Source organism: Marinovum algicola, assembly GCF_900109145.1.
GTDB classification, from domain to species: domain Bacteria; phylum Pseudomonadota; class Alphaproteobacteria; order Rhodobacterales; family Rhodobacteraceae; genus Marinovum; species Marinovum algicola.
On sequence record NZ_FNYY01000008.1, the window covers coordinates 127,327 to 146,568 of the forward strand.

19 protein-coding genes and 1 tRNA gene are annotated in these 19,242 nt (G+C 66.8%); 11 read left to right on the top strand and 9 right to left on the bottom strand.

Annotated elements, in window-relative coordinates; genetic code table 11:
* Nucleotides 1–72: 72 nt before the first annotated feature.
* On the bottom strand, nt 73–1,299 hold the full coding sequence (locus BMW90_RS12795; RefSeq protein WP_074836971.1) for a UbiH/UbiF/VisC/COQ6 family ubiquinone biosynthesis hydroxylase: 1,227 nt from the start codon (nt 1,297–1,299) through the stop codon (nt 73–75).
* A 77-nt stretch (nt 1,300–1,376) separates the two neighbouring features.
* Here BMW90_RS12795 and BMW90_RS12800 point away from each other — a divergent pair, with 77 nt between their 5' ends.
* From BMW90_RS12800 to BMW90_RS12815, 4 genes are all read left to right on the top strand, one after another.
* Complete coding sequence (locus BMW90_RS12800; protein WP_074836972.1) at nt 1,377–2,705, top strand: amidase; 1,329 nt, start codon at nt 1,377–1,379, stop codon at nt 2,703–2,705.
* A 241-nt stretch (nt 2,706–2,946) separates the two neighbouring features.
* Nucleotides 2,947–4,143 (top strand): aminotransferase class I/II-fold pyridoxal phosphate-dependent enzyme, encoded by a 1,197-nt coding sequence (locus BMW90_RS12805; protein ID WP_074836973.1) that lies wholly within the window; start codon nt 2,947–2,949, stop codon nt 4,141–4,143.
* Nucleotides 4,144–4,145: 2 nt separating this feature from the next.
* Entirely contained in the window at nt 4,146–7,310 is a 3,165-nt protein-coding gene (locus BMW90_RS12810; protein ID WP_074836974.1) for a DNA translocase FtsK, read from the top strand.
* A gap of 158 nt (nt 7,311–7,468) precedes the next feature.
* Nucleotides 7,469–8,068, top strand: a complete 600-nt coding sequence (locus tag BMW90_RS12815) for a LolA family protein (RefSeq protein WP_048529429.1) — start codon at nt 7,469–7,471, stop codon at nt 8,066–8,068.
* A 76-nt stretch (nt 8,069–8,144) separates the two neighbouring features.
* On the opposite strand, the gene BMW90_RS12820 is transcribed toward BMW90_RS12815, so the two are convergent.
* The gene (locus tag BMW90_RS12820) at nt 8,145–8,885 is read right to left on the bottom strand and encodes an N-formylglutamate amidohydrolase (RefSeq protein WP_074836975.1); all 741 of its coding nucleotides are present in this window, start codon (nt 8,883–8,885) and stop codon (nt 8,145–8,147) included.
* Between the two features lie 154 nt (nt 8,886–9,039).
* On the opposite strand from BMW90_RS12820, the gene pyk reads away from it, so the two are divergent.
* The 5 genes from pyk to pheS all read left to right on the top strand — a co-directional run bounded on the left by pyk (nt 9,040) and on the right by pheS (nt 12,820).
* The gene (pyk, locus tag BMW90_RS12825) at nt 9,040–10,485 is read left to right on the top strand and encodes a pyruvate kinase (RefSeq protein ID WP_074836976.1); all 1,446 of its coding nucleotides are present in this window, start codon (nt 9,040–9,042) and stop codon (nt 10,483–10,485) included.
* Between the two features lie 30 nt (nt 10,486–10,515).
* The gene (locus tag BMW90_RS12830) at nt 10,516–10,737 is read left to right on the top strand and encodes a hypothetical protein (protein WP_074836977.1); all 222 of its coding nucleotides are present in this window, start codon (nt 10,516–10,518) and stop codon (nt 10,735–10,737) included.
* A gap of 127 nt (nt 10,738–10,864) precedes the next feature.
* The gene (gene rpmI, locus BMW90_RS12835; RefSeq protein ID WP_048529438.1) at nt 10,865–11,065 is read left to right on the top strand and encodes a 50S ribosomal protein L35; all 201 of its coding nucleotides are present in this window, start codon (nt 10,865–10,867) and stop codon (nt 11,063–11,065) included.
* Nucleotides 11,066–11,078: 13 nt separating this feature from the next.
* Nucleotides 11,079–11,444: a 50S ribosomal protein L20 gene (gene rplT, locus BMW90_RS12840; RefSeq protein ID WP_048529439.1), complete on the top strand. Its 366-nt coding sequence runs from the start codon at nt 11,079–11,081 to the stop codon at nt 11,442–11,444.
* A gap of 302 nt (nt 11,445–11,746) precedes the next feature.
* A complete protein-coding gene (gene pheS, locus BMW90_RS12845) occupies nt 11,747–12,820 on the top strand; it encodes a phenylalanine--tRNA ligase subunit alpha (RefSeq protein WP_074836978.1) in 1,074 nt (357 codons plus the stop codon).
* Between the two features lie 53 nt (nt 12,821–12,873).
* Here pheS and BMW90_RS12850 read toward each other — a convergent pair whose 3' ends face one another.
* The 4 genes from BMW90_RS12850 to mbfA form a co-directional block, all read right to left on the bottom strand.
* Nucleotides 12,874–13,323 carry a YaiI/YqxD family protein gene (locus tag BMW90_RS12850; RefSeq protein ID WP_074836979.1) on the bottom strand — a complete coding sequence of 150 codons (450 nt, stop codon included), beginning with the start codon at nt 13,321–13,323 and terminating at the stop codon, nt 12,874–12,876.
* A 3-nt stretch (nt 13,324–13,326) separates the two neighbouring features.
* Entirely contained in the window at nt 13,327–14,154 is an 828-nt protein-coding gene (gene fghA, locus BMW90_RS12855) for an S-formylglutathione hydrolase (RefSeq protein ID WP_074836980.1), read from the bottom strand.
* A gap of 73 nt (nt 14,155–14,227) precedes the next feature.
* Nucleotides 14,228–15,157, bottom strand: coding sequence for an AEC family transporter (locus BMW90_RS12860; RefSeq protein ID WP_074836981.1), 930 nt, complete (start codon nt 15,155–15,157; stop codon nt 14,228–14,230).
* Between the two features lie 145 nt (nt 15,158–15,302).
* The gene (gene mbfA, locus BMW90_RS12865; protein ID WP_074836982.1) at nt 15,303–16,277 is read right to left on the bottom strand and encodes an iron exporter MbfA; all 975 of its coding nucleotides are present in this window, start codon (nt 16,275–16,277) and stop codon (nt 15,303–15,305) included.
* Nucleotides 16,278–16,430: 153 nt separating this feature from the next.
* Here mbfA and BMW90_RS12870 point away from each other — a divergent pair, with 153 nt between their 5' ends.
* Nucleotides 16,431–17,075: a TetR/AcrR family transcriptional regulator gene (locus tag BMW90_RS12870; protein ID WP_048529450.1), complete on the top strand. Its 645-nt coding sequence runs from the start codon at nt 16,431–16,433 to the stop codon at nt 17,073–17,075.
* 79 nt (nt 17,076–17,154) lie between these two features.
* On the opposite strand, the gene BMW90_RS12875 is transcribed toward BMW90_RS12870, so the two are convergent.
* Nucleotides 17,155–18,417 carry a glycosyltransferase gene (locus BMW90_RS12875; RefSeq protein WP_074836983.1) on the bottom strand — a complete coding sequence of 421 codons (1,263 nt, stop codon included), beginning with the start codon at nt 18,415–18,417 and terminating at the stop codon, nt 17,155–17,157.
* Between the two features lie 129 nt (nt 18,418–18,546).
* Between BMW90_RS12875 and BMW90_RS12880 the strand changes: the two genes are divergently transcribed.
* The gene (locus tag BMW90_RS12880; RefSeq protein ID WP_074836984.1) at nt 18,547–18,834 is read left to right on the top strand and encodes a DUF1330 domain-containing protein; all 288 of its coding nucleotides are present in this window, start codon (nt 18,547–18,549) and stop codon (nt 18,832–18,834) included.
* An 80-nt stretch (nt 18,835–18,914) separates the two neighbouring features.
* Here the strand turns inward: BMW90_RS12880 and ykgO are convergent, their stop codons facing one another.
* A complete protein-coding gene (ykgO, locus tag BMW90_RS12885; protein ID WP_008562923.1) occupies nt 18,915–19,040 on the bottom strand; it encodes a type B 50S ribosomal protein L36 in 126 nt (41 codons plus the stop codon).
* Between the two features lie 79 nt (nt 19,041–19,119).
* A tRNA-Val gene (locus BMW90_RS12890) sits at nt 19,120–19,194 on the bottom strand.
* Nucleotides 19,195–19,242 lie beyond the last annotated feature (48 nt).

The window sequence follows — 19,242 nt, forward strand, 5'->3', positions numbered from 1 at the left end:
TCCCGGCCGCCGCGCCGGGACCCCGGTCCGGTTTGGCCAGACCCCTGCCGGCGCGGGGCTGGCGCGGGGGCGCTACAGCGGCTTGCCCTGCATCAGACGTGGCACATCGCCGGTCAGCCCGGCGGCCTCGCGGATGAAGCCGCGGCGCAGGGAAGGGACCGCGTTGACCAGCCCCAGGCCGATGTCACGGGTGGCGCGCAAAATCGGGTTGTCGTTGGAAAACAGGCGGTTGAAGACATCGGTCGCACTGGCCAGCGTGGTGATGTCGAAGCGGCGCCATGCGGCGTAGCGGTCGAGCACCAGCGGACTGGCGATGTCTTCGCCGCGCCGGGCGGCCAAGGTCAGCACTTCGGCCAGGGCGGCGATGTCGCGGAAGCCGGCGTTCAGCCCCTGTCCGGCAATCGGATGCAGGCCGTGGGCGGCATCGCCGACAAGCGCGAGGCGCGGCGCGGTGAGCGCATCGGCCAGCGACAGGCGCAGCGGATAGGAAAACCGCGCGCCGGCAAGGGATATCTCACCCAGGAAATCGCCGAAGCGGGGCCGCAGGATCTCGAGATAATCCGCGTCGGAAAGCGCGTTGATGGCTGCCGCCTGTTCATGGCTCTCGCTCCAGACGATCGAGCTGCGATTGCCGGTCAGCGGCAGGATGGCCAGCGGTCCGGCGGGCATGAAGAACTGATGCGCGCAGCCATCGTGCGGGCGGGCATGGCCGATGGCACAGACCAGCGCGGTCTGGCCGTAGTCGTGTTCGGTGCGGGTGATGCCGGCGCGCCGGGCGGTGCCCGAGGCGCGGCCGTCGCAGCCGATCAGCAGCCGTCCGGTGAGGGTGCGGCCCGAGTCCAGCGTGACGCCGGCGCGCCGGCTGTCGGTCTCCTGCGCGGTGACAGTCTCGCCCGGCAGATGGGTGATCGCGGGTTCATCCGCCATGGCGTCCAGCAGGCGGCGGCGCAGGTGGCGGTCTTCGACCATGAAGCCCATCGGGCCTTCCTCGATCTCGTGATGGTCGAAATGCAGCACGAAGGGCGACGGCCCTTCGCCGGCGCGGCCGTCCGAGACCTTGATGTCGTGCATCGGCTGCGCTTCCGGGGCGAGCCTGTCCCAGAGCCCCAGCGCCGCCAGCATTCGCTGCGAGGCCAGCGCCAGCGCGTAGGAGCGGCCGTCGAAATTGTCGGCGCGCCGGGCCTGGGCCGATTGCGCGTCGATCACGGTGGCGGAAAACCCGGATCGGGCCGCTGCCAGCGCCAGAAGCGGACCATTGAGCCCGCCGCCGACGATCAGGATATCGCTGTCATAGGTCATGGCGCGAATATGACCCGCGCGGCGGGATTGTCCATGCGTGTCAACGCCGCTACCGTCCGGGCAAAAGGAGGCGCGACATGCAGGACTGGCTTTGGATGACGGCGGCGGAGCTGGGACGCGGCATCGGTGCGGGCGAGATCGACCCCGAGGCGCTGACCGAGGCCTATCTGGCGGCAATCGCCGCCCATGAGCATGGCGCCAGCACCTATGCCCGTCTGACCGAAACCCGCGCCAGGGCCGAAGCCGCGGCGGCGGCCGCGCGCGCCCGCACGGGGCAGCGACTGTCGCTGCTCGACGGGGTTCCGGTGTCGTGGAAGGATCTCTTTGACACTGCCGGCGTGGCCACCGAATCCGGCAGCGCGCTGCTCGAAGGGCGGGTGCCGGTGCGGGATGCCGAGGTCTTGCGCACGGCCGGCGCCGCCGGTCTGGTCTGTCTCGGCAAGACCCATATGAGCGAATTCGCCTTTTCCGGCCTCGGGTTGAACCCGATCACCGCCACCCCGCCCTGCGTCAATGGCGAGGGCGCGGTTCCGGGCGGCTCGTCCTCGGGCGCGGCGACCTCGGTGGCCTATGGGCTCGCCGCCGGGGCGATCGGCTCCGACACTGGCGGGTCGGTGCGCATTCCGGCGGCCTGGAACGATCTGGTCGGCCTCAAGACGACCCATGGCCGGATCTCGACCGACGGCGTGGTGCCGCTGGTGCCCTCCTTCGACAGCGTCGGCCCGCTGGCGCGCACGGTCGAGGATGCGGCGCTGTTGCTGGCCGCGCTCGAAGGGCGCAAGCCGGTCGATTTGCGCGGCGCGTCGCTCGCGGGGCGGCGCTTCGCGGTGCTCGAAACGGTGGCGATGGACGGGCTGCGCGAGGCCCCGCGCGCGGCATTCCTGAGCGCCATCGACCGGCTGCGCGCTGCCGGCGCGCGGGTCGAGGCTCTCGCGGTGCCGGAAGTGGCCGAGGCGATGGCGCTCTCGGGCATCCTCTACACGCCCGAGGCCTACGGCACCTGGGGCGAGGTGATCGAGGCCGCGCCCGAGAAAATGTTCGCACCGATCCTGGAGCGGTTCCGCGGCGGCGCCGAGGCCCGGGCCAGCGCGCTGATCGTGGCGGGGAACGTCCTGAAGCGCTGCAAGGCGGCCTATTTCGCGGCCACGGCCGGATATGACGCCGTGCTGATGCCGACGGCGGCCAACCTGCCCCCGGATCACGAGCGGCTGTTGAGCGATGCCGAGTATTATGTGACCGAGAACCTGCTGACCCTGCGCAACACCCGGATCGGCAATCTGATGGGCGGCTGCGGGATGAGCCTGCCGACCGGGGTGCCGTCCTGTGGCATGCAGATGCTTGCGCCGCCGATGACCGAGGCGAGGCTGTTGCGGCTGGCCGCGGCGGCGGAACGGGCCCTGGGGTAGGGGCGGCGGCGGGTTTGCACCCCGCCGCGCTCCGCCGGACAGCGGCCGGCCTGCAATCCGCCGCGGCTACGGCCGCCCGGCGCGCCGGAAAACCGCCGCTGCGGGGCGGAATTGGCGCAAATGCCACAAACCCTTACCGGATCGTGTCTTTTTCTGGACGGCGGCGGGGCACTGCCTTATCCTTGGGCGCAAACGGGGCGACAACGACCCCGGCACCCGAGGCAGAAAAAGCAGTAACCCCATGTTCCCCGAACGGTTCTCGAACCTTCCGGCCTATGCGTTCCCGCGTCTGCGGGCACTTCTTGATCCTCATGCACCGGCTCCGGCGCATGCGCAGGATGTGCTGCACATGACCATTGGCGAGCCGCAGCATGAATTTCCCGCCTTCGTCGGCGCGGTGCTGGCCGATAATCTGGCCGGATTCGGCAAGTATCCCCCGAACGACGGCACGCCCGAGCTGCGCGCCGCCATCGCCGATTGGGCGCGGCGGCGGTATGGCGTCACGCTTGACGCCGAGACCCAGGTGATGCCGCTTAATGGCTCGCGCGAAGGGCTCTACAACGCTGCCATGGCGCTCTGTCCCGAGCAGAAGAACGGCCAGCGGCCGGTCGTGCTGACGCCGAACCCGTTTTACCAGGTCTACATGATCGCGGCGATTTCGGTGGCGGCCGAGCCGGTCTTTGTGCCGGCGACCGCGGCGACCGGCCATCTGCCGGATTACGCCGGCCTGCCCGAAGAGGTGCTGAACCGCACCGCCATGGCCTATATCTGTTCGCCGGCCAATCCGCAGGGCGCGATTGCCAGCGCCGAGTACTGGCGCACGTTGATCGGGCTGGCGGAGCGATACGATTTCCGCATCGTCGCCGATGAGTGCTATTCCGAGATCTACCGCGATGCGCCGCCCACCGGCGTGCTGGAAATCGCCGCCGAACTCGGCGCCGACCCGGAGCGGATCATCCTGATCAACTCGCTCTCCAAACGGTCGAACCTGCCGGGGCTGCGCTCGGGCTTCATCGCCGGCGGTCCGCAGAGCATTGCGCGGGTCAAGCAGCTCCGGGCCTATTCCGGTGCGCCGCTGCCGCTGCCGCTGCAACGGGTGAGCGAAAGGGTCTGGGCCGACGAGGCGCATGTGGCAGAGAACCGCGCGCTCTATCAGGCGAAATACGCCGTGGCGGACGAGGTGTTTGCCGGGGTCGCGGGATATGCAGGGCCGGAGGCGGGCTTTTTCCTCTGGCTGCCGGTGGATGACGGCGAAGCGGCCGCAGTGAAGGCGTGGCAGGAAACGGCGGTGCGGGTCTTGCCCGGCGCCTATCTGTCGCGCGATGTTTCCGGGGCGAATCCGGGACAGGGATACATACGGGTCGCCATGGTGGCCCCAATAGACGACATGCGCCGCGGGCTCACGCGCCTGCGCGACTGTCTGTACGAGGTGAGGTGAGAATGGCTTTTCAGGCACGGGGACGCGATCCGCTACTCGACAGCAACACGCAAGCCGCGGTTGAAAAACGTGGCAAGGAGCTTTTCGGCATCGCGCTGATTCTTGTGGGTCTGGCGGCGGCCGCGATGATCTATTCCTACACCCCCGAAGACCCGTCCTGGATGTCGGCCACCGATGCGCCGGTGCAGAACTGGATGGGCCGCGCCGGGGCCTCGATTGCCGCGCCGCTGTTCATGATCGTCGGCTGGGGCAGCTGGGGGGTCGCGGTGGCCTTCCTCGCCTGGGGTGTGCGCTTTGCCCTGCACCTGGGTTCCGACCGGGCGACCGGCCGCGCCGTCTTTGTGCCGATCGCCATCGCGCTGGCGGCGGTCTATGCCGCGACGTTGGTGCCGGGGCCGGACTGGACCCATGCCTTCGGCCTTGGCGGGCTGTTCGGCGATACCGTTCTGGGCTCGGTGCTGACGGCGATGCCGGTGGGCTCGTCGCTGGTGGTCAAGCTGGCCTCGCTGATCATGGGGGTCGCGATCCTTGCCGTCGGCGCCTTTGTGCTGGGCTTTACCGTGCCGGAACTCAAGAGCATCGGCCGGTTCCTTCTGGTCGGCATGATCATGGTCTATGTCACGGTGCTCAAACTTCTGGGCCGGGGCGCCCATGGCGCGGTGAGTGCGGCCCAGACGCTTCAGGCCCGTCAGGCCGAGCGCCGCGCGCAACGCGCCGAAGAGCGGCGCGAGGCCGAGGAATGGGCCGCGCAGCAGGCCGTCGCGGCCGAGGCCGTGCAGAGCTATGTGCCGCCGGTGCCCGAGGAAGTGCCGGCCCAGAGCCCGCCGGAAAAGCCCGGCCTGCTGGCGCGCATGCCCTCGCTGATCCGCCGGACCGAGAGTGCGCCCGAAGAGATGCCCTCGCCGGAGCTGATCGAGAACGATGGTCCGCTGATCGAGCCCGACATGCCCGGCGAAGACCGGATCAAGGCCAAGATCACCTCGGTCATCAAGGACCGGGTGCGGCGCAACCCGGCGATCCAGGTCGAGGCGGTCGCGCCGCTGACCAAGGGCCGCGGCCGGGGCCCCGATCCGCTGATCTTCCGCAATGTGCCGCCGACGGGTGCCGAAAAGACCGAGCCGCCGCTGACCGCGCCCGCCGCCGCGATGCCGGCCGAACCGCCGCTGACGGCCGCTGCCGCGCCGGCCGCCGCGAGGCCCGCCGAACCGCCATTGACCGCACCGGCTGCACCGCGGGCGGCGCCCTCCGATCCGGCGCACCCGGCGCAGGCGCAGCCCGTACAGACGCAGCCCGCGCAGCCACAACCTGCCCAGGCCCAGGCCACCAAGACCCAGACGGCCCCGACACGCCCCCCGCAGGCACAGGCCTCCCCCTCCCCTGCCGTGCTCAGGGGCGGCATGGGCGCGCCCGAAGACTTCCCGGAGGATGAAGAACCGCGCAATATCTTCGTCGAGGACAGCTCCGGCTTTGTCACCCCGGACGAGGACGAATGGGCCGTCACCGCACCCACTCCGACGCAGGCGCCGGCCCGCGTCACCCCGGCCGAGCCCAAGAAGGTGGTGCAGCAATCAATGCGCAAGCCAACGCCGATGTCGCGCCGGGCGAGAGCCGAGGCGCAGCCCGAACTGGGCTTTGACCCAGCGGATGCGGAATACGAACTGCCGCCGCTGGCGCTTCTGGGCGATCCGGCGCTGATCGAACGGCACGTGCTCTCCGACGAGGCGCTCGAGGAAAATGCGCGGATGCTGGAATCGGTGCTCGACGACTATGGCGTCAAGGGCGAGATCGTTTCGGTCCGCCCCGGCCCGGTGGTCACCATGTACGAGCTCGAGCCGGCGCCGGGCCTCAAGGCCAGCCGGGTGATCGGCCTGGCCGACGATATCGCGCGCTCGATGTCGGCGCTTTCGGCGCGGGTCTCGACCGTGCCGGGCCGCTCGGTGATCGGCATCGAACTTCCCAACGAAAAGCGCGAGATGGTGTCGTTCCGCGAGATCCTCTCGGGCCGCGACTATGGCGACGGCAACCGCACCCTGCCGCTGGCGCTGGGCAAGGACATCGGCGGCGATCCAATTGTCGCCAACCTCGCCAAGATGCCGCACCTGCTGATCGCCGGGACAACCGGCTCGGGCAAATCGGTGGCGATCAACACGATGATCCTGTCGCTGCTCTACAAGCTGACGCCGGACGACCTGCGGCTGGTGATGATCGATCCCAAGATGCTGGAGCTTTCCGTCTATGACGGCATTCCGCACCTGCTGTCGCCGGTGGTGACCGATCCCAAGAAGGCCGTGGTGGCGCTGAAATGGGTCGTGGGCGAGATGGAAGAGCGCTATCGCAAGATGTCCAAGATGGGCGTGCGCAACATCGACGGCTACAATTCCCGGGTTTCCGATGCGCTGAACAAGGGCGAGATGTTCTCGCGCACGGTGCAGACCGGCTTTGATGACGAGACCGGCGAACCGGTGTTCGAGACCGAGGAATTCGCCCCCGAAAAGATGCCCTTCATCGTCGTCATCGTCGACGAGATGGCCGACCTGATGATGGTGGCAGGCAAGGAGATCGAGGCCTGCATCCAGCGGCTGGCGCAGATGGCACGGGCGAGCGGCATTCACCTGATCATGGCCACCCAGCGGCCTTCGGTCGATGTCATCACCGGCACCATCAAGGCCAACTTCCCGACGCGGATTTCCTTCCAGGTGACCTCCAAGATCGACAGCCGCACGATCCTGGGCGAGCAGGGCGCCGAGCAGCTTCTGGGGATGGGCGACATGCTCTACATGGCCGGCGGCGCCAAGATCACCCGCTGTCACGGGCCGTTCTGTTCCGATGAAGAGGTCGAGGAGATCGTCAATCACCTCAAGGCATTCGGTCCGCCGGCCTATGTCTCGGGGGTGGTCCAGGGGCCGGACGACGACAAAGCCGACAATATCGACGCGGTTCTGGGCCTCAACACCGGCGGCAACACCAATGGCGAGGATGCGCTCTATGATCAGGCGGTGGCGATCGTGATCAAGGACCGCAAATGCTCGACCTCCTACATCCAGCGAAAACTTGCCATCGGCTACAACAAGGCGGCCCGGCTGGTGGAACAGATGGAGGACGAGGGGGTTGTCTCCGCGGCCAATCACGTGGGCAAGCGCGAGATCCTGGTGCCGGAGCAGGCCTGATCCCGGCCGCTGTCTCACGGCATGGTGAGCGTTGATCCGTCCGTCGCGTCTGGCGCGCGCCGGGCGGGGGCTTACATGAGAGGTCAGAGGGCGTGATATCGCATATCATCGCGGTTTCGCCCATTGTGACGGCAGAAAAACCAGTGAGACCTATCCACATGCATGCACTCAAGACCCTCTTTCTCGCCCTCGGCGTGACCATGGCCGCCCTGCCGGCCGCCGCCGAGAAACTGTCGCTGGGGCAGATCTCGGCCTATCTCAACGAGTTGCAGCAGGCCAAGGGCGACTTCACCCAGATCAATGATGACGGCTCGATCTCGACCGGCACGATCTCGCTGCGGCGGCCGGGCATGGCGCGGTTCGACTACAACCCGCCGGCCAAGGCGCTGGTGCTGGCCTCCGGCGGCGAGGTGGCGATCTTCGACAAGAAGGTCGGCAGCGCGCCCGAACGCTATCCGCTGGGCGACACGCCGCTGAGCATCATCCTCGCCAAATCCGTCGATCTGTCGCGGTCGGGCATGGTGACCTCGCATACCTATGACGGCACTTCGACGGTGGTGCGCGCGCGCGACCCCAAGCGCCCCGAGATCGGCACCATCGATCTGGTGTTCACCGGCAATCCGGTCGAGCTGCGGCAATGGGTGATCCGCGATGACAGCGGCGGCGAGACCACGGTCATCTTGGGCGAACTGGACAAGAACGCCCGGCTGCCGCACACGGATTTTTCGATCATCCGGGCGATCGAAAGCCTGAACTGAGGCACCGGGCAGGGGCGGGGCAGCCTGTGGCTGCCCGCTTGGTGTCCGGGTTCCGGCGGCCGCCAGAGCGGCGTCCTTACAATCCCGTCTTGCGCAGAACCTCCGACAGGATCGGTGCCAGGCGTTCCGCCCAGGCGCGCTGCGTGGCCGCTTCGGCGATCAGGTCGTTGCGGATCTCGATCAGCACGTTGGGCAGCCCCATGGCGAGCGCATGCCGCTCGATGCTGTCGCCCGGCAGATGGCCGGAATAGGGCACGTTGCCCTCGACGCAGAGGTCGGGTTCCTGTTGCAGCCGTGCGATCAGCGGCTGCGCCAGCCGGGTGTCATGGGCATGCAGGATGCCGAGATGCCAGGGCCGCGGCGCGCGGGCCTGGAGCTGCGGCGTGAAACTGTGCACGGCACAGATCGCAGTGTCGGGCCGGCGCGAGGCGAGACGGTAGTATTCGGCGTGATAAGGCCGGTGATAGGCGTCGAGCCGGCGTTCGCATTCGGCGGCATCGGCATGGCGGTTGGCGGGAATGATCGTGCCGTCATACAGCTTCATCAGCAGCGTCGGATCGTCCTCGCCACGATTCGGATCGATCACCAACCGCGAGAAATTGGCAAAAAGCGCCGGGGAATCGAGCAGTTCGCCGAGATGCCGGCTGACCCCGAGCGCGCCCGGATCAAAGGCGATGTGGCGGCGCATGTCGTCGCGCGCCAGACCCAGATCACCGCCGTTCACGGCCTCCGGCACGGTATTTGTCGCGTGATCGCAGGTAATCAGCCAGCGGCCCGGCCGATCTGCGCCTTCTGTCCAATAGGGGTGGAAGCTCATGTCATCCCTTCGTAATGTGGCCGGGGGAATATGTACCGCGCCTGTCGCTTGCCTGCGAGGCCGAAGTGGTGCATAGAGCGGGTGAAGAGCGTTAGCGATAACATCGCCAGACTTGCGCGGTGTGTCCGACAAATACGAAAGGGCCTGATGCGCCATGAAACGCGACCGCAAAGTTAAGATCGTTGCCACACTTGGACCCGCGTCCAACGATTACGACATGATCCGCAAACTGCACGAGGCCGGCGCGGATGTGTTCCGGCTCAACATGAGCCACGGATCGCACGAAGAGATTGCCGAGCGGCACAAGATCATCCGCCAGGTGGAAAAGGACCTCGACAGCCCGATTGCCATCCTGGCCGACCTTCAGGGTCCGAAGCTGCGCGTCGGCACTTTTGGCGACGGTCCGCAGGATCTTCAGGAAGGTGCGAGCTTCCGGCTCGACCTCGACAAGACGCCGGGCGACATCAACCGTGTCTGCCTGCCGCACAAGGAAATCTTTGCCGCCCTCGAGCCGGGCGCGCATCTGCTTGTCAATGACGGCAAGATCCGCCTCAAGGTGGACAACTGCGGCGCCGATTTCGCCAATTGCACCGTGATCACCGGCGGCGTGATCTCGGACCGCAAGGGCGTGAACGTGCCCGACGTGGTGCTGCCGCTGGCGGCGCTGTCGGAAAAGGACCGCAAGGACCTCGAATTCGTGGCCGAATTGGGCGTGGACTGGATGGCGCTGAGTTTCGTGCAGCGCCCCAAGGACGTCTGGGAGGCACGCGAGCTGATCAACGGCCGCGCCGCGGTGCTGTCGAAGATCGAAAAACCCGCCGCCGTCACCAACTTCGACGAAATTCTCGACGCCTCTGACGGTATCATGGTCGCCCGTGGCGACCTTGGCGTCGAACTGCCCGTCCAGAATGTGCCGCCGATCCAGAAACGCCTGGTGCGCAAATGCCGCGCCGCCGCCAAACCGGTGATCGTCGCGACCCAGATGCTGGAAAGCATGATCGAGAGCCCGATGCCGACCCGCGCCGAAGTGTCCGACGTGTCGAATGCGATCTACGAAGGCACCGACGCCATCATGCTCAGCGCCGAGAGCGCCGCCGGCGATTACCCGGTCGAGGCCGTCACCACGATGAACAACGTGGCGATCGAGGTGGAAAGCGATCCGACCTATACCGACGTGATCGAGGCCAGCCGCAAGGCCGAGCGCCATTCCGTGGCCGACGGCATCGTCGCCGCCGCACGCGAGATTGCCGAGACCACCGAGATCAAGGCGATCTGCTGCTTCACCTCCTCGGGCACCACCGCCTCGCTGGTGGCACGCGAACGGCCCCGGGTGCCGATCATCGCGATGACCAACCGGCGCAGCACCGCCCGCGTCATGGCGCTGACCTGGGGCTGCTACTGCGTGGTGACCGGCGATCTCGAACGCTTCAAGCAGGCGGTGGTCAATGCCGCCCGCGCGGCCCGCGCCAGCGGCATCGCCAGCGAAGGCGACCAGATCGTGGTGACCGCCGGCGTGCCCTTCAACGTGCCGGGAACCACCAACATCCTGCGTGTCGCGCCCTGCGATGAACGTTTGATTTACAGCACTGACCCGGAGTAACCTTTCCCGGGTTCAATCGGGAAACGTTTGATGGATTCAGACCTCGCTCTGGTCATCGGGATCGTGGTGACCATTCTGGCGCTGCCCGCGATCATTTCAGCTGTCAGCGATGGCCGCGCCCCCCGGGCCGCGGCCATTGCCGTTCTGGTGGGCGGCGGACTCATTGTCTTTGCGGTCACCAGCCATCCCGGCGGCTACCGGATGGACGATCTGCCCGAGGTCTTCTACCGCGTGGTCGACCGTTTCGTCTGATCCCGTCCCCTCGCGCATTTGCTCTTGGCATTTCGGGCTAGCCGCTCTATACGGCGCTTTCCATCGCGCGGCCGGCCTGAGTGGCATGCCGAGTCGCGCGCATAGTTCCGACTTAGAGGAGACCGAAATGCCCAAGATGAAGACAAAATCGAGCTGCAAGAAGCGGTTCAAGGTGACGGCGAAAGGCAAGATCAAAGCCGGCCAGGCGGGCAAGCGCCACGGCATGATCAAGCGCAGCACCAAGTTCATCCGCGATGCCCGTGGCACGCAGGTTCTGTCGAAGGCTGATGAGCAGATCATCAAGCCGATGATGCCCTATTCGCGCTAAGGAGACCTGACACATGGCACGCGTTAAAGGTGGGACCGTTACCCACGCCCGTCACAAGAAAGTCACCAAGGCGGCGAAAGGCTATTACGGCCGTCGCAAGAACACCTTCAAGGTGGCCCGCCAGGCCGTCGACAAGGCCAACCAATACGCCACGCGCGACCGCAAGGCCCGCAAGCGCTCGTTCCGCGCGCTGTGGATTCAGCGGATCAACGCCGCCGTCCGCGCGCATGACGAGAGCCTGACCTATTCGCGCTTCATCAACGGCCTGACGCTGGCCGGGATCGAAGTGGACCGCAAGGTTCTGGCCGATCTGGCGGTGCACGAGCCCGAGGCGTTCAACGCCATCGTCGACCAGGCGAAAGGCGCCCTGCCGGCCTGAGGCCCGCAGCAGCCGTGAATTCGAAAGGCCGCTCCTCGGGGGGCGGCCTTTTGCGTTCGGCGCCGGTTTTCGCCACGCCTGCGCGTGTCGACGGTGGCGGGCTTCGCCCGCAGTTTTTTAAGAGGGGGCTTTGCCCGCAGTTTGTCAGGAGGGGGGGCTTTGCCCCCCGGGCTTCCAGCCCTCCCCCCAGGAATATTTGTGGCCAGAAGAAGGACTGGCGGCGCGCCGGCGCTGACGGCTTGCGCAGGCCCGCGGGGGCGGGTAGGTGAGGCGCAACGCCGAACTGAACCGAGGGCCCTGCGATGGATGACCTGCGCGACAAGTATATTCAGCTGATTGCCGATGCCGGCGAGGAAGCCGCGCTCGAGGCGCTGCGGGTGCAGGCCGTGGGCAAGAAGGGCGAGATCAGCCTGAAGATGCGCGAGCTGGGCAAGATGACGCCGGAAGAGCGGCAGGTCATGGGGCCGAAGCTCAATGCGCTGAAGGACGAGATCAATTCGGCGCTCTCGGCGCGCAAGGCCTCGCTGGCCGATGCGGCGCTGGAAGAGCGGCTGCGTGGCGAATGGCTTGACGTGACATTGCCGGCCAACGGCCGCCGTCAGGGCAGCATCCACCCGATCAGCCAGGTGCGTGAAGAGGTGACGGCGATCTTTGGCGAGATGGGCTTTTCGGTCGCCGAGGGGCCGCAGATCGACAGTGACTGGTACAATTTCGATGCGTTGAACATCCCCTCGCATCACCCGGCGCGGGCCGAGATGGACACCTTCTACATGCACCGCGCCGAGGGCGACGCGCGTCCGCCGCATGTGCTGCGCACCCATACCTCGCCGGTGCAGATCCGCTCGATGGAGAAACAGGGCGCGCCGATCCGCATCATCGCGCCGGGCCGGGTGTACCGCGCCGATTACGACCAGACCCATACGCCGATGTTCCACCAGGTCGAGGGCCTGGCGATCGACCGCGAGATCTCGATGGCGCAGCTGAAATGGACGCTGGAGGAATTCCTGCGGGCGTTCTTCGAGGTCGAGGGGGTGGAGTTGCGCTTCCGCGCCTCGCATTTCCCCTTCACCGAACCTTCGGCCGAGGTCGATATCCGCTGCTCCTGGGAGGGCGGTCAGCTCAAGGTGGGCGAGGGTGACGACTGGCTCGAGATCCTCGGCTCGGGCATGGTGCATCCCAAGGTGCTCGCGGCGGGGGGCATCGATCCGGACGCCTGGCAGGGCTTTGCCTTCGGCATCGGCATCGACCGGATCGCCATGCTGAAATACGGCATCCCCGATCTGCGCGCCTTCTTTGACAGCGATCTGCGCTGGCTGCGGCATTACGGGTTCGGCGCCTTGCAACAGCCGAACCTGCATGGCGGGTTGAGCGGCTAAGCGGGCATTCTCTCCGCGCCCCGGGCTTGATCCGGGGCGTGTCGTGCCCGCAATCAGCGCCGCGTGGCGGCCCGGACGGCGCGCTCCAGGGCGTCGAGAAACCGCGAGCGGTCGGATTTGGAGAACGCCTTGCCACCGCCCTGGCGAAAGGGATCGGCGGCGCGCAGATCGGTCATCAGGTCGCGCATCGCCAGTTGCTGGCCGATATTGGCCGGGGTGAAGGCCTCGCCATTGTGGCGCAGCACCTGGGCACCGGCCGCGACGCATTTGGCCGCCAGGGGAATGTCGCCGGTGATCACCACATCACCGGGGCCGGCGCGCTCGGCGATCCACATGTCGGCCACATCCGGCCCGTCGGGCACGATCACCGCCTCGACCAGCGGGTTCTGCGACAGCCGCAGCCCGCCGTTCGACACCAGATACATCTGCATCCGGTGCCGCGTGGCGACCTTTTCGGCCTCGGGTTTGACCGGGCAGGCATCGGCGTCGACGTAGATCGCCACGGTTCAGGCCCAGAGCGCGTCGGCGTGAAAAGCGATATGTTCTTCGATGAAGCTCGCAACGAAGAAATAGCTGTGGTCATAGCCCTTCTGCATGCGCAGGCTGTGCGCCACGCGTTTCTCGGCCATGGCCTGGGCCAGGGCTTCGGTCCGGAGCAGGTCGCCGAACTGGTCGTCGGTGCCGGTGTCGATCAACACCGGGATGTCGATCCCGTCCTGGCGCATAAGCCGGGCGGCGTCGTGGGCCTCCCAATCCGCATCCGCGCCGAGATAGGCGGTGAACTGCTTGCGGCCCCAGTCGCTGTCGGAGGGGTTGCAGATCGGTGAAAAGGCCGAGACGCTGGAAAAGCGGCCGGGGGTCTTCATCGCCAGGGTCAGCGCGCCATGGCCGCCCATGGAATGGCCCATGATCGACTGCCGCGCCGCGTCCAGCGGGAAATTGGCAGAGAGCAGGCCGGGCAGCTCGTCCGCGATATAGCTTTGCATGCGGAAATGCGGGGCCCAGGGGGCTTCGGTGGCATCGATGTAGAAGCCGGCGCCCTGGCCCAGATCATAGGCCGCGTCATCGGCCACCGCGGTGCCGCGCGGCGAGGTGTCGGGAAAGACCATGGCGAGACCGTGTTCGGCGCACCAGGCTTGGGCGCCGGCCTTGGTCATGGCGTTTTCGTGGGTGCAGGTCAGGCCCGAAAGATACCAGATCAGCGGCACCGGCCCGTCCTGCGCCTGCGGCGGCAGGTAGAGGCCGAAGGTCATGTCGCATTGGCAGGCCTCGGAGGCATGGGTGGCAACGATCTGGCGACCGTCGAAGGCGCGGTTTTCTGCGGTGATGTCCATGGGATCCCTTTGATGTGAGTGCGATGGGAGATGTGCCTGTCGGGCCGGAGAAGACGCGCTGCACGGCGCGAGGTCAAGCGCCGGAGATCCAGGCGATGACATAGGGCAGCGTCAGGATCGAGGCGGCGGTGGAAAACAGGATCGCCGCCGAGACGCGGTGCGGCGCCACACGGTAATGCTGGGCGAGGATGTAGACATTGCCGGCCACCGGCAAGGCCGCTGCCGCAACCACCACCGTGGCGATGAAGGGATCGAGCGGAAACAGGAGCAGCACCGCCAGCGCAACCGCCGCCGGATGCAGCACCAGCTTGCAGAAGCTCAGGTAGCCCGCGATGGTGACCCGCTCGGCCGATTTCGAAGCCAGCGAGGCGCCGATGGCAAACAGCGCGCCGGGTGTGGCGGCGCCGCCGAGGATGACGACAAACTCGTTGACCGGGTTGGGCAGAGGGGTGCCCAACGCCGCCCAGCTCAGCCCCAGCACCATCGAGACGATCATCGGATTCTTGAGCAGGCCCATCCCGACGGTGCCGAGCACGCCCAGCGACATACGACCGTCGCGCGCGCCGGTGATCAGGATCACGATCAGCGAGGAGAACACGATCAGGTCGACCGCCAGCACCAGCATCACCGGGCCGATGACCTGTTCGCCGAAGAGCACCACGAACATCGGCACCCCGAGAAAGCCGGTGTTGCCGATTACCGCGCATTGCGCCTCGATCGCGGTCTGTTCGATGCCGATGCCGCGCGCCAGCCCGATGGCGGTGGCCAGCAGATAGACCGCCAGGCTGCCGACCAGATAGCCCAGCACCAGCTGGCTGTCCCAGATTTCGGCCAACGACAGGTTGGCAGAGAAGCGGAAAATCATCGCCGACAGGGCGAAGTAGAAGATGAACTTGGTGAGATAGGCGGCCGCTTCCTCGGTAAAGAACCGGGTCCGCCCGGCGCCGTAGCCCAACGCGATGATCGCAAAAAACGGCAGGGTCTTGAGGAAGATGGCCAGCATGGGCCAAGGGGTATCATCTCGGGCGGCGGGGTCAATTTGAAAGGCGGGCCTGCCGCGTTTCGGCAGGCCCGTCCCGGACCCGTCAGAGCAAGGCTCGGCGTTGGTGGGGCGTGGGGCCCCGGATCGGGGTACGGGGCAGGGTGGGCTAGCCCGAGCCGATCAGCACGCCGGCGGCAAAGACCAGCGCGCCGCCCAGCACCACCTGAAAGGCGGCGCGCAGCATCGGGGTTTCCATGAAACGATTCTGAATCCAGGCGATGGCCCAGAGCTCGACAAAGACCACCAGGATGGCAACCGTGGTCGCGGTCCAAAAATCCGGGATCAGATAGGGCAGGGCATGGCCCAGCCCGCCAAGGGTGGTCATCACGCCCGAGGCGATGCCGCGTTTGACCGGCGAGCCGCGGCCCGAAAGCTGGCCGTCGTCCGAGGCGGCCTCGGTGAACCCCATGGAAATGCCCGCCCCGACCGAAGCGGCGAGGCCGACGAGGAAGGTGGTCCAGGTGTCCTGGGTGGCAAAGGCGGTGGCAAAGATCGGTGCCAGCGTCGAGACCGAGCCATCCATCAGCCCGGCTAACCCGGGCTGCACCCAGGTCAGCAGAAAACGCCGCTTGGCGGTGGTGGTCTCGCCGGCCGCGCTGGCGCTGTCGAGGTGGCGTTCGCTGAGCTGTTCGGCGCTGAGCTGGTGGTCCGCCTCGGCCGCCGCCAGATCGCCCAGCAGCCTGCGGGTGGCTGCGTCGCCGGTGCGCTTGGCGGCGGCGAGGTAGAAGCGCTCGGCCTCCTGTTCCATCGCCGCGGCCTCTTCGCGGATGCGCTCCAGCCCGAGGTTCTCGACCAGCCAGACCGGGCGGCGGGCGTGATAGCCGGCCACATGCTCGCGCCGGATCAGCGGGATGACCTCGCCGAACCGGGCGCGATGCGCCGCGATCAGTTGCTGGCGGTGGGTGTCCTCTTCGGCCGCCATGCCGTCGAACACCCGGGCGGTGTCCGGGTAATCTTGGCGCAGCCGTTCGGCATACATCCGGTAGATCCGCGCATCGTCTTCCTCTGACGAGATCGCCAGGGCAAGGATGTCCTGCTCGGACAGGTCGGAGAAACGGCGTCTTTGGGTGATGAATCGCATCGGCTTGTCCAGTTTAGAATAGTTCTAAACATAAGGAAGCTGCCCGGCTTGGCAAGCCCTTGCCGGGGCGGGCATCTCCGGGTCGGCGCGGCCCGCCCGTGCTTGAAACTGAACTGTCTGGTCTATAGCTATGAGGAAACGGGGAGAGGCGAGATGAGCTCAGATGCCAGGCTGGTGGACGGCGCAGAGATGCCGCAGGTGCGCCGGGGCCGTAAATTCGATCAGGTGCTGGCCGGGGCCCGCGACGTCTTTCTCGCGCATGGGTTCGAAGGCGCCTCCGTGGACGATATCGCCCGGGCGGCCGGGGTGTCGAAGGCCACGCTCTACAGCTATTTTCCCGACAAGCGGTTGCTGTTTTCCGAGGTGGCATCCTGCGAATGCTGCCGTCAGGCCGATCACGCGCTGACGGTGATCGATGCCGAGGCGCCGCCGCGCGAGGTGCTGGAAAAATGCGGCCGGCAGTTCCTCGGCTTCATCCTGTCCGAGTTCGGCCAGTCGATCTTTCGCATCTGCGTGGCCGAGGCCGACCGGTTCCCCGATCTGGGCCGGCAGTTCTACAACTCCGGCCCCGCCGTGATGCATTGCGCGGTGCGGGATTACTTGCAGGCGGCGGCAGCGCGCGGCGATCTTAGGATCGAGGATTTCGACCTGGCGGCCGATCAGTTTGCCGAATTGTGCAAGGCCGATCTCTGGACGCGGATGATCTTCAACGTCGCCACGCGGTTCGAACCGGAAGAGATCGACCGGGTGATCCGGGGGGCGGTCGATACCTTCATGGCACGTTACGGAGTGGTTTGACCCCGTCATGCGGTCGCCGTGCCCGGGCCTCGGGTGTTGCGGTCTCGCCGGAGAGCGGGCTGGCGCCCGGCGCGCCCGCTCAGACCAGCGGCGGGCGCGGGGCGAGCTGCGTCAGCCCGTCGACCCAGGCCAGTTGCCGCGGCAGGCAGGTGGATTTCAGGTCGTACTCCGCCACCACCTTGGCCCGCGCCGCGGCCCGCAGATGTGCCCGCAGCGCGGGATCGTCGAGCAGGGTGCACACCTGATCGACCAGCGCCTCGCGGTCGAAGAAATCCACCAGAAGCCCGGTTTCGCCGTTGCTCAGCACCTCGCGCACCGGTTCGGTGTCGCTGGCCACGATCGGCGCGCCGGCGCTCATCGCCTCGAGCAGGGACCAGCTCAGCACGAAGGGGTAGGTCAGGTAGACATGCGCCCGGCTGACCCGCATGAACGACAGGAACGTGTCGTAAGGCACCCGGCCGAGGAAATGCACCCGCGCCCAATCGGCATCGGGGATCTGGCCGCGCACCTCGTCGATGAACACCTGTTTCCAGGTCTGGCCATCGGGCGCCTTGGCGCCATAACTCACCTGGTCGCCGCCGATCAGCACCACCTGCGCCCGCGGCCGCCGCCGCAAGAGCTCGGGCAGGGCGCGCATGAAGACGTGATAGCCGCGGTAGGGCTCGAGATTGCGGTTGATGAAGGTGATGACCTCATCCTCCGGCGTCACCTCGCTGCCGTCCGGCAGGGCCAGGCGCGCGGTGTCGTCGGCGGTGACCTGGGCGGTGTCGATGCCATCGTGCACCACGGTGATCCGCTGGCGCATCTCGGGCGGGAAAGTGTCGGCCTGAAAGGCGGTCGGGCTGATTCCGGCATCGCCGATTTCGAAATGCAGCCGGTTGTTGAGGTTCTTCATGCGCAGACGCAGCGCGTCGGCCTCCGGCGCGCTGCCGGTAAACTCCGGGTCGAAGCCGACAAAGGGGTAATCGGCGGTGTGGTAGAGCTCGCAATAGAGGCCAAGCCGGGCCTCGGGCCAGACATCCTTGAGAAACAGGCTCTCGCCCCAGCCGTAATGGGCGAGGATCACATCCGGCGTGAAGCCGCGTTCCCGGAGCGCGCGGGCGGCGCGGTAGCAGGACTGGCCGCGGATGAACTTGGTTTCGAAATCGACCAGCCAAGGATGCAGCCCCCGGGCGGGTTTGCCCTGGTACTTGTAGGGCAGGATGGTGACACCCAGCCACTTGGTCACCTTGTCCACCTTGGGGGTGAGCGCGACCACCTGATCGCCACGCGCCGCCAGCGCCGGAGCGAGATGCTTGTACTGGCCGGGGAAATTCTGGTGAATCAGGAGGTACTTGGTCACTGGGATCACTGCTCTGGATTTTTGCTGTGACTATGGGACAGAACCGGGCGGCGCTCAACTGCTGCCACGCCGGACCGGTCATGCTATGATCGCGGCAGCCATCGCAACAGGTCGAAAAGGAGCAGCAGCATGCCGAAGGGCTATCTCATTGCGCATATCCGCGTGCAGGACAAGGCGGCCTTCGAGGAGTTCAAGGCGCTCTCGGGACCGGCAATCGAGGCGCATGGCGGCAAGGTGCTGGTGCGCAACCCGGCGCCGGACCACCGCGAAGGCGCGGCCGAGGGGCTGGCCGTCGTGATCGAGTTCGAAAGCCTCGCGGCGGCGCAGGCGTTCTACGACTCAGAAGCCTATGGCGCGGCGCGCGCGGCCCGCGAAACCTGTGCCGAGACCGACCTCGTTCTGGCGGAGGGTCTGTAGCCCCCGGGGAACCGCCGACGGCGAATCGAAAAGGCCGCGCGATCTCTCGCACGGCCTTCCGAATTCGTCGCTGTCAGCGCTCAGCCCTGACGGGCCTTGAACCGCCGCTGCGTCTTGTTGATCACATAGACGCGGCCTTTGCGGCGCACAACGCGGCAATCGCGGTGGCGATTCTTGAGCGAACGGAGCGAGTTCTTGACTTTCATGTCCGTCTCTCCTTCTACGCGGCGCGTGGCGTGCGCCTTGGTTGCGGTCTGCCTTGTCCCGGGGGACAGGGCGGTGAAATGGTGGGCGATACTGGGATCGAACCAGTGACCCCTTCGATGTCAACGAAGTGCTCTACCGCTGAGCTAATCGCCCGGAAAACCCGAACCGGCCAGGAGCCCCAAATGAATGGGGCGCGGAACC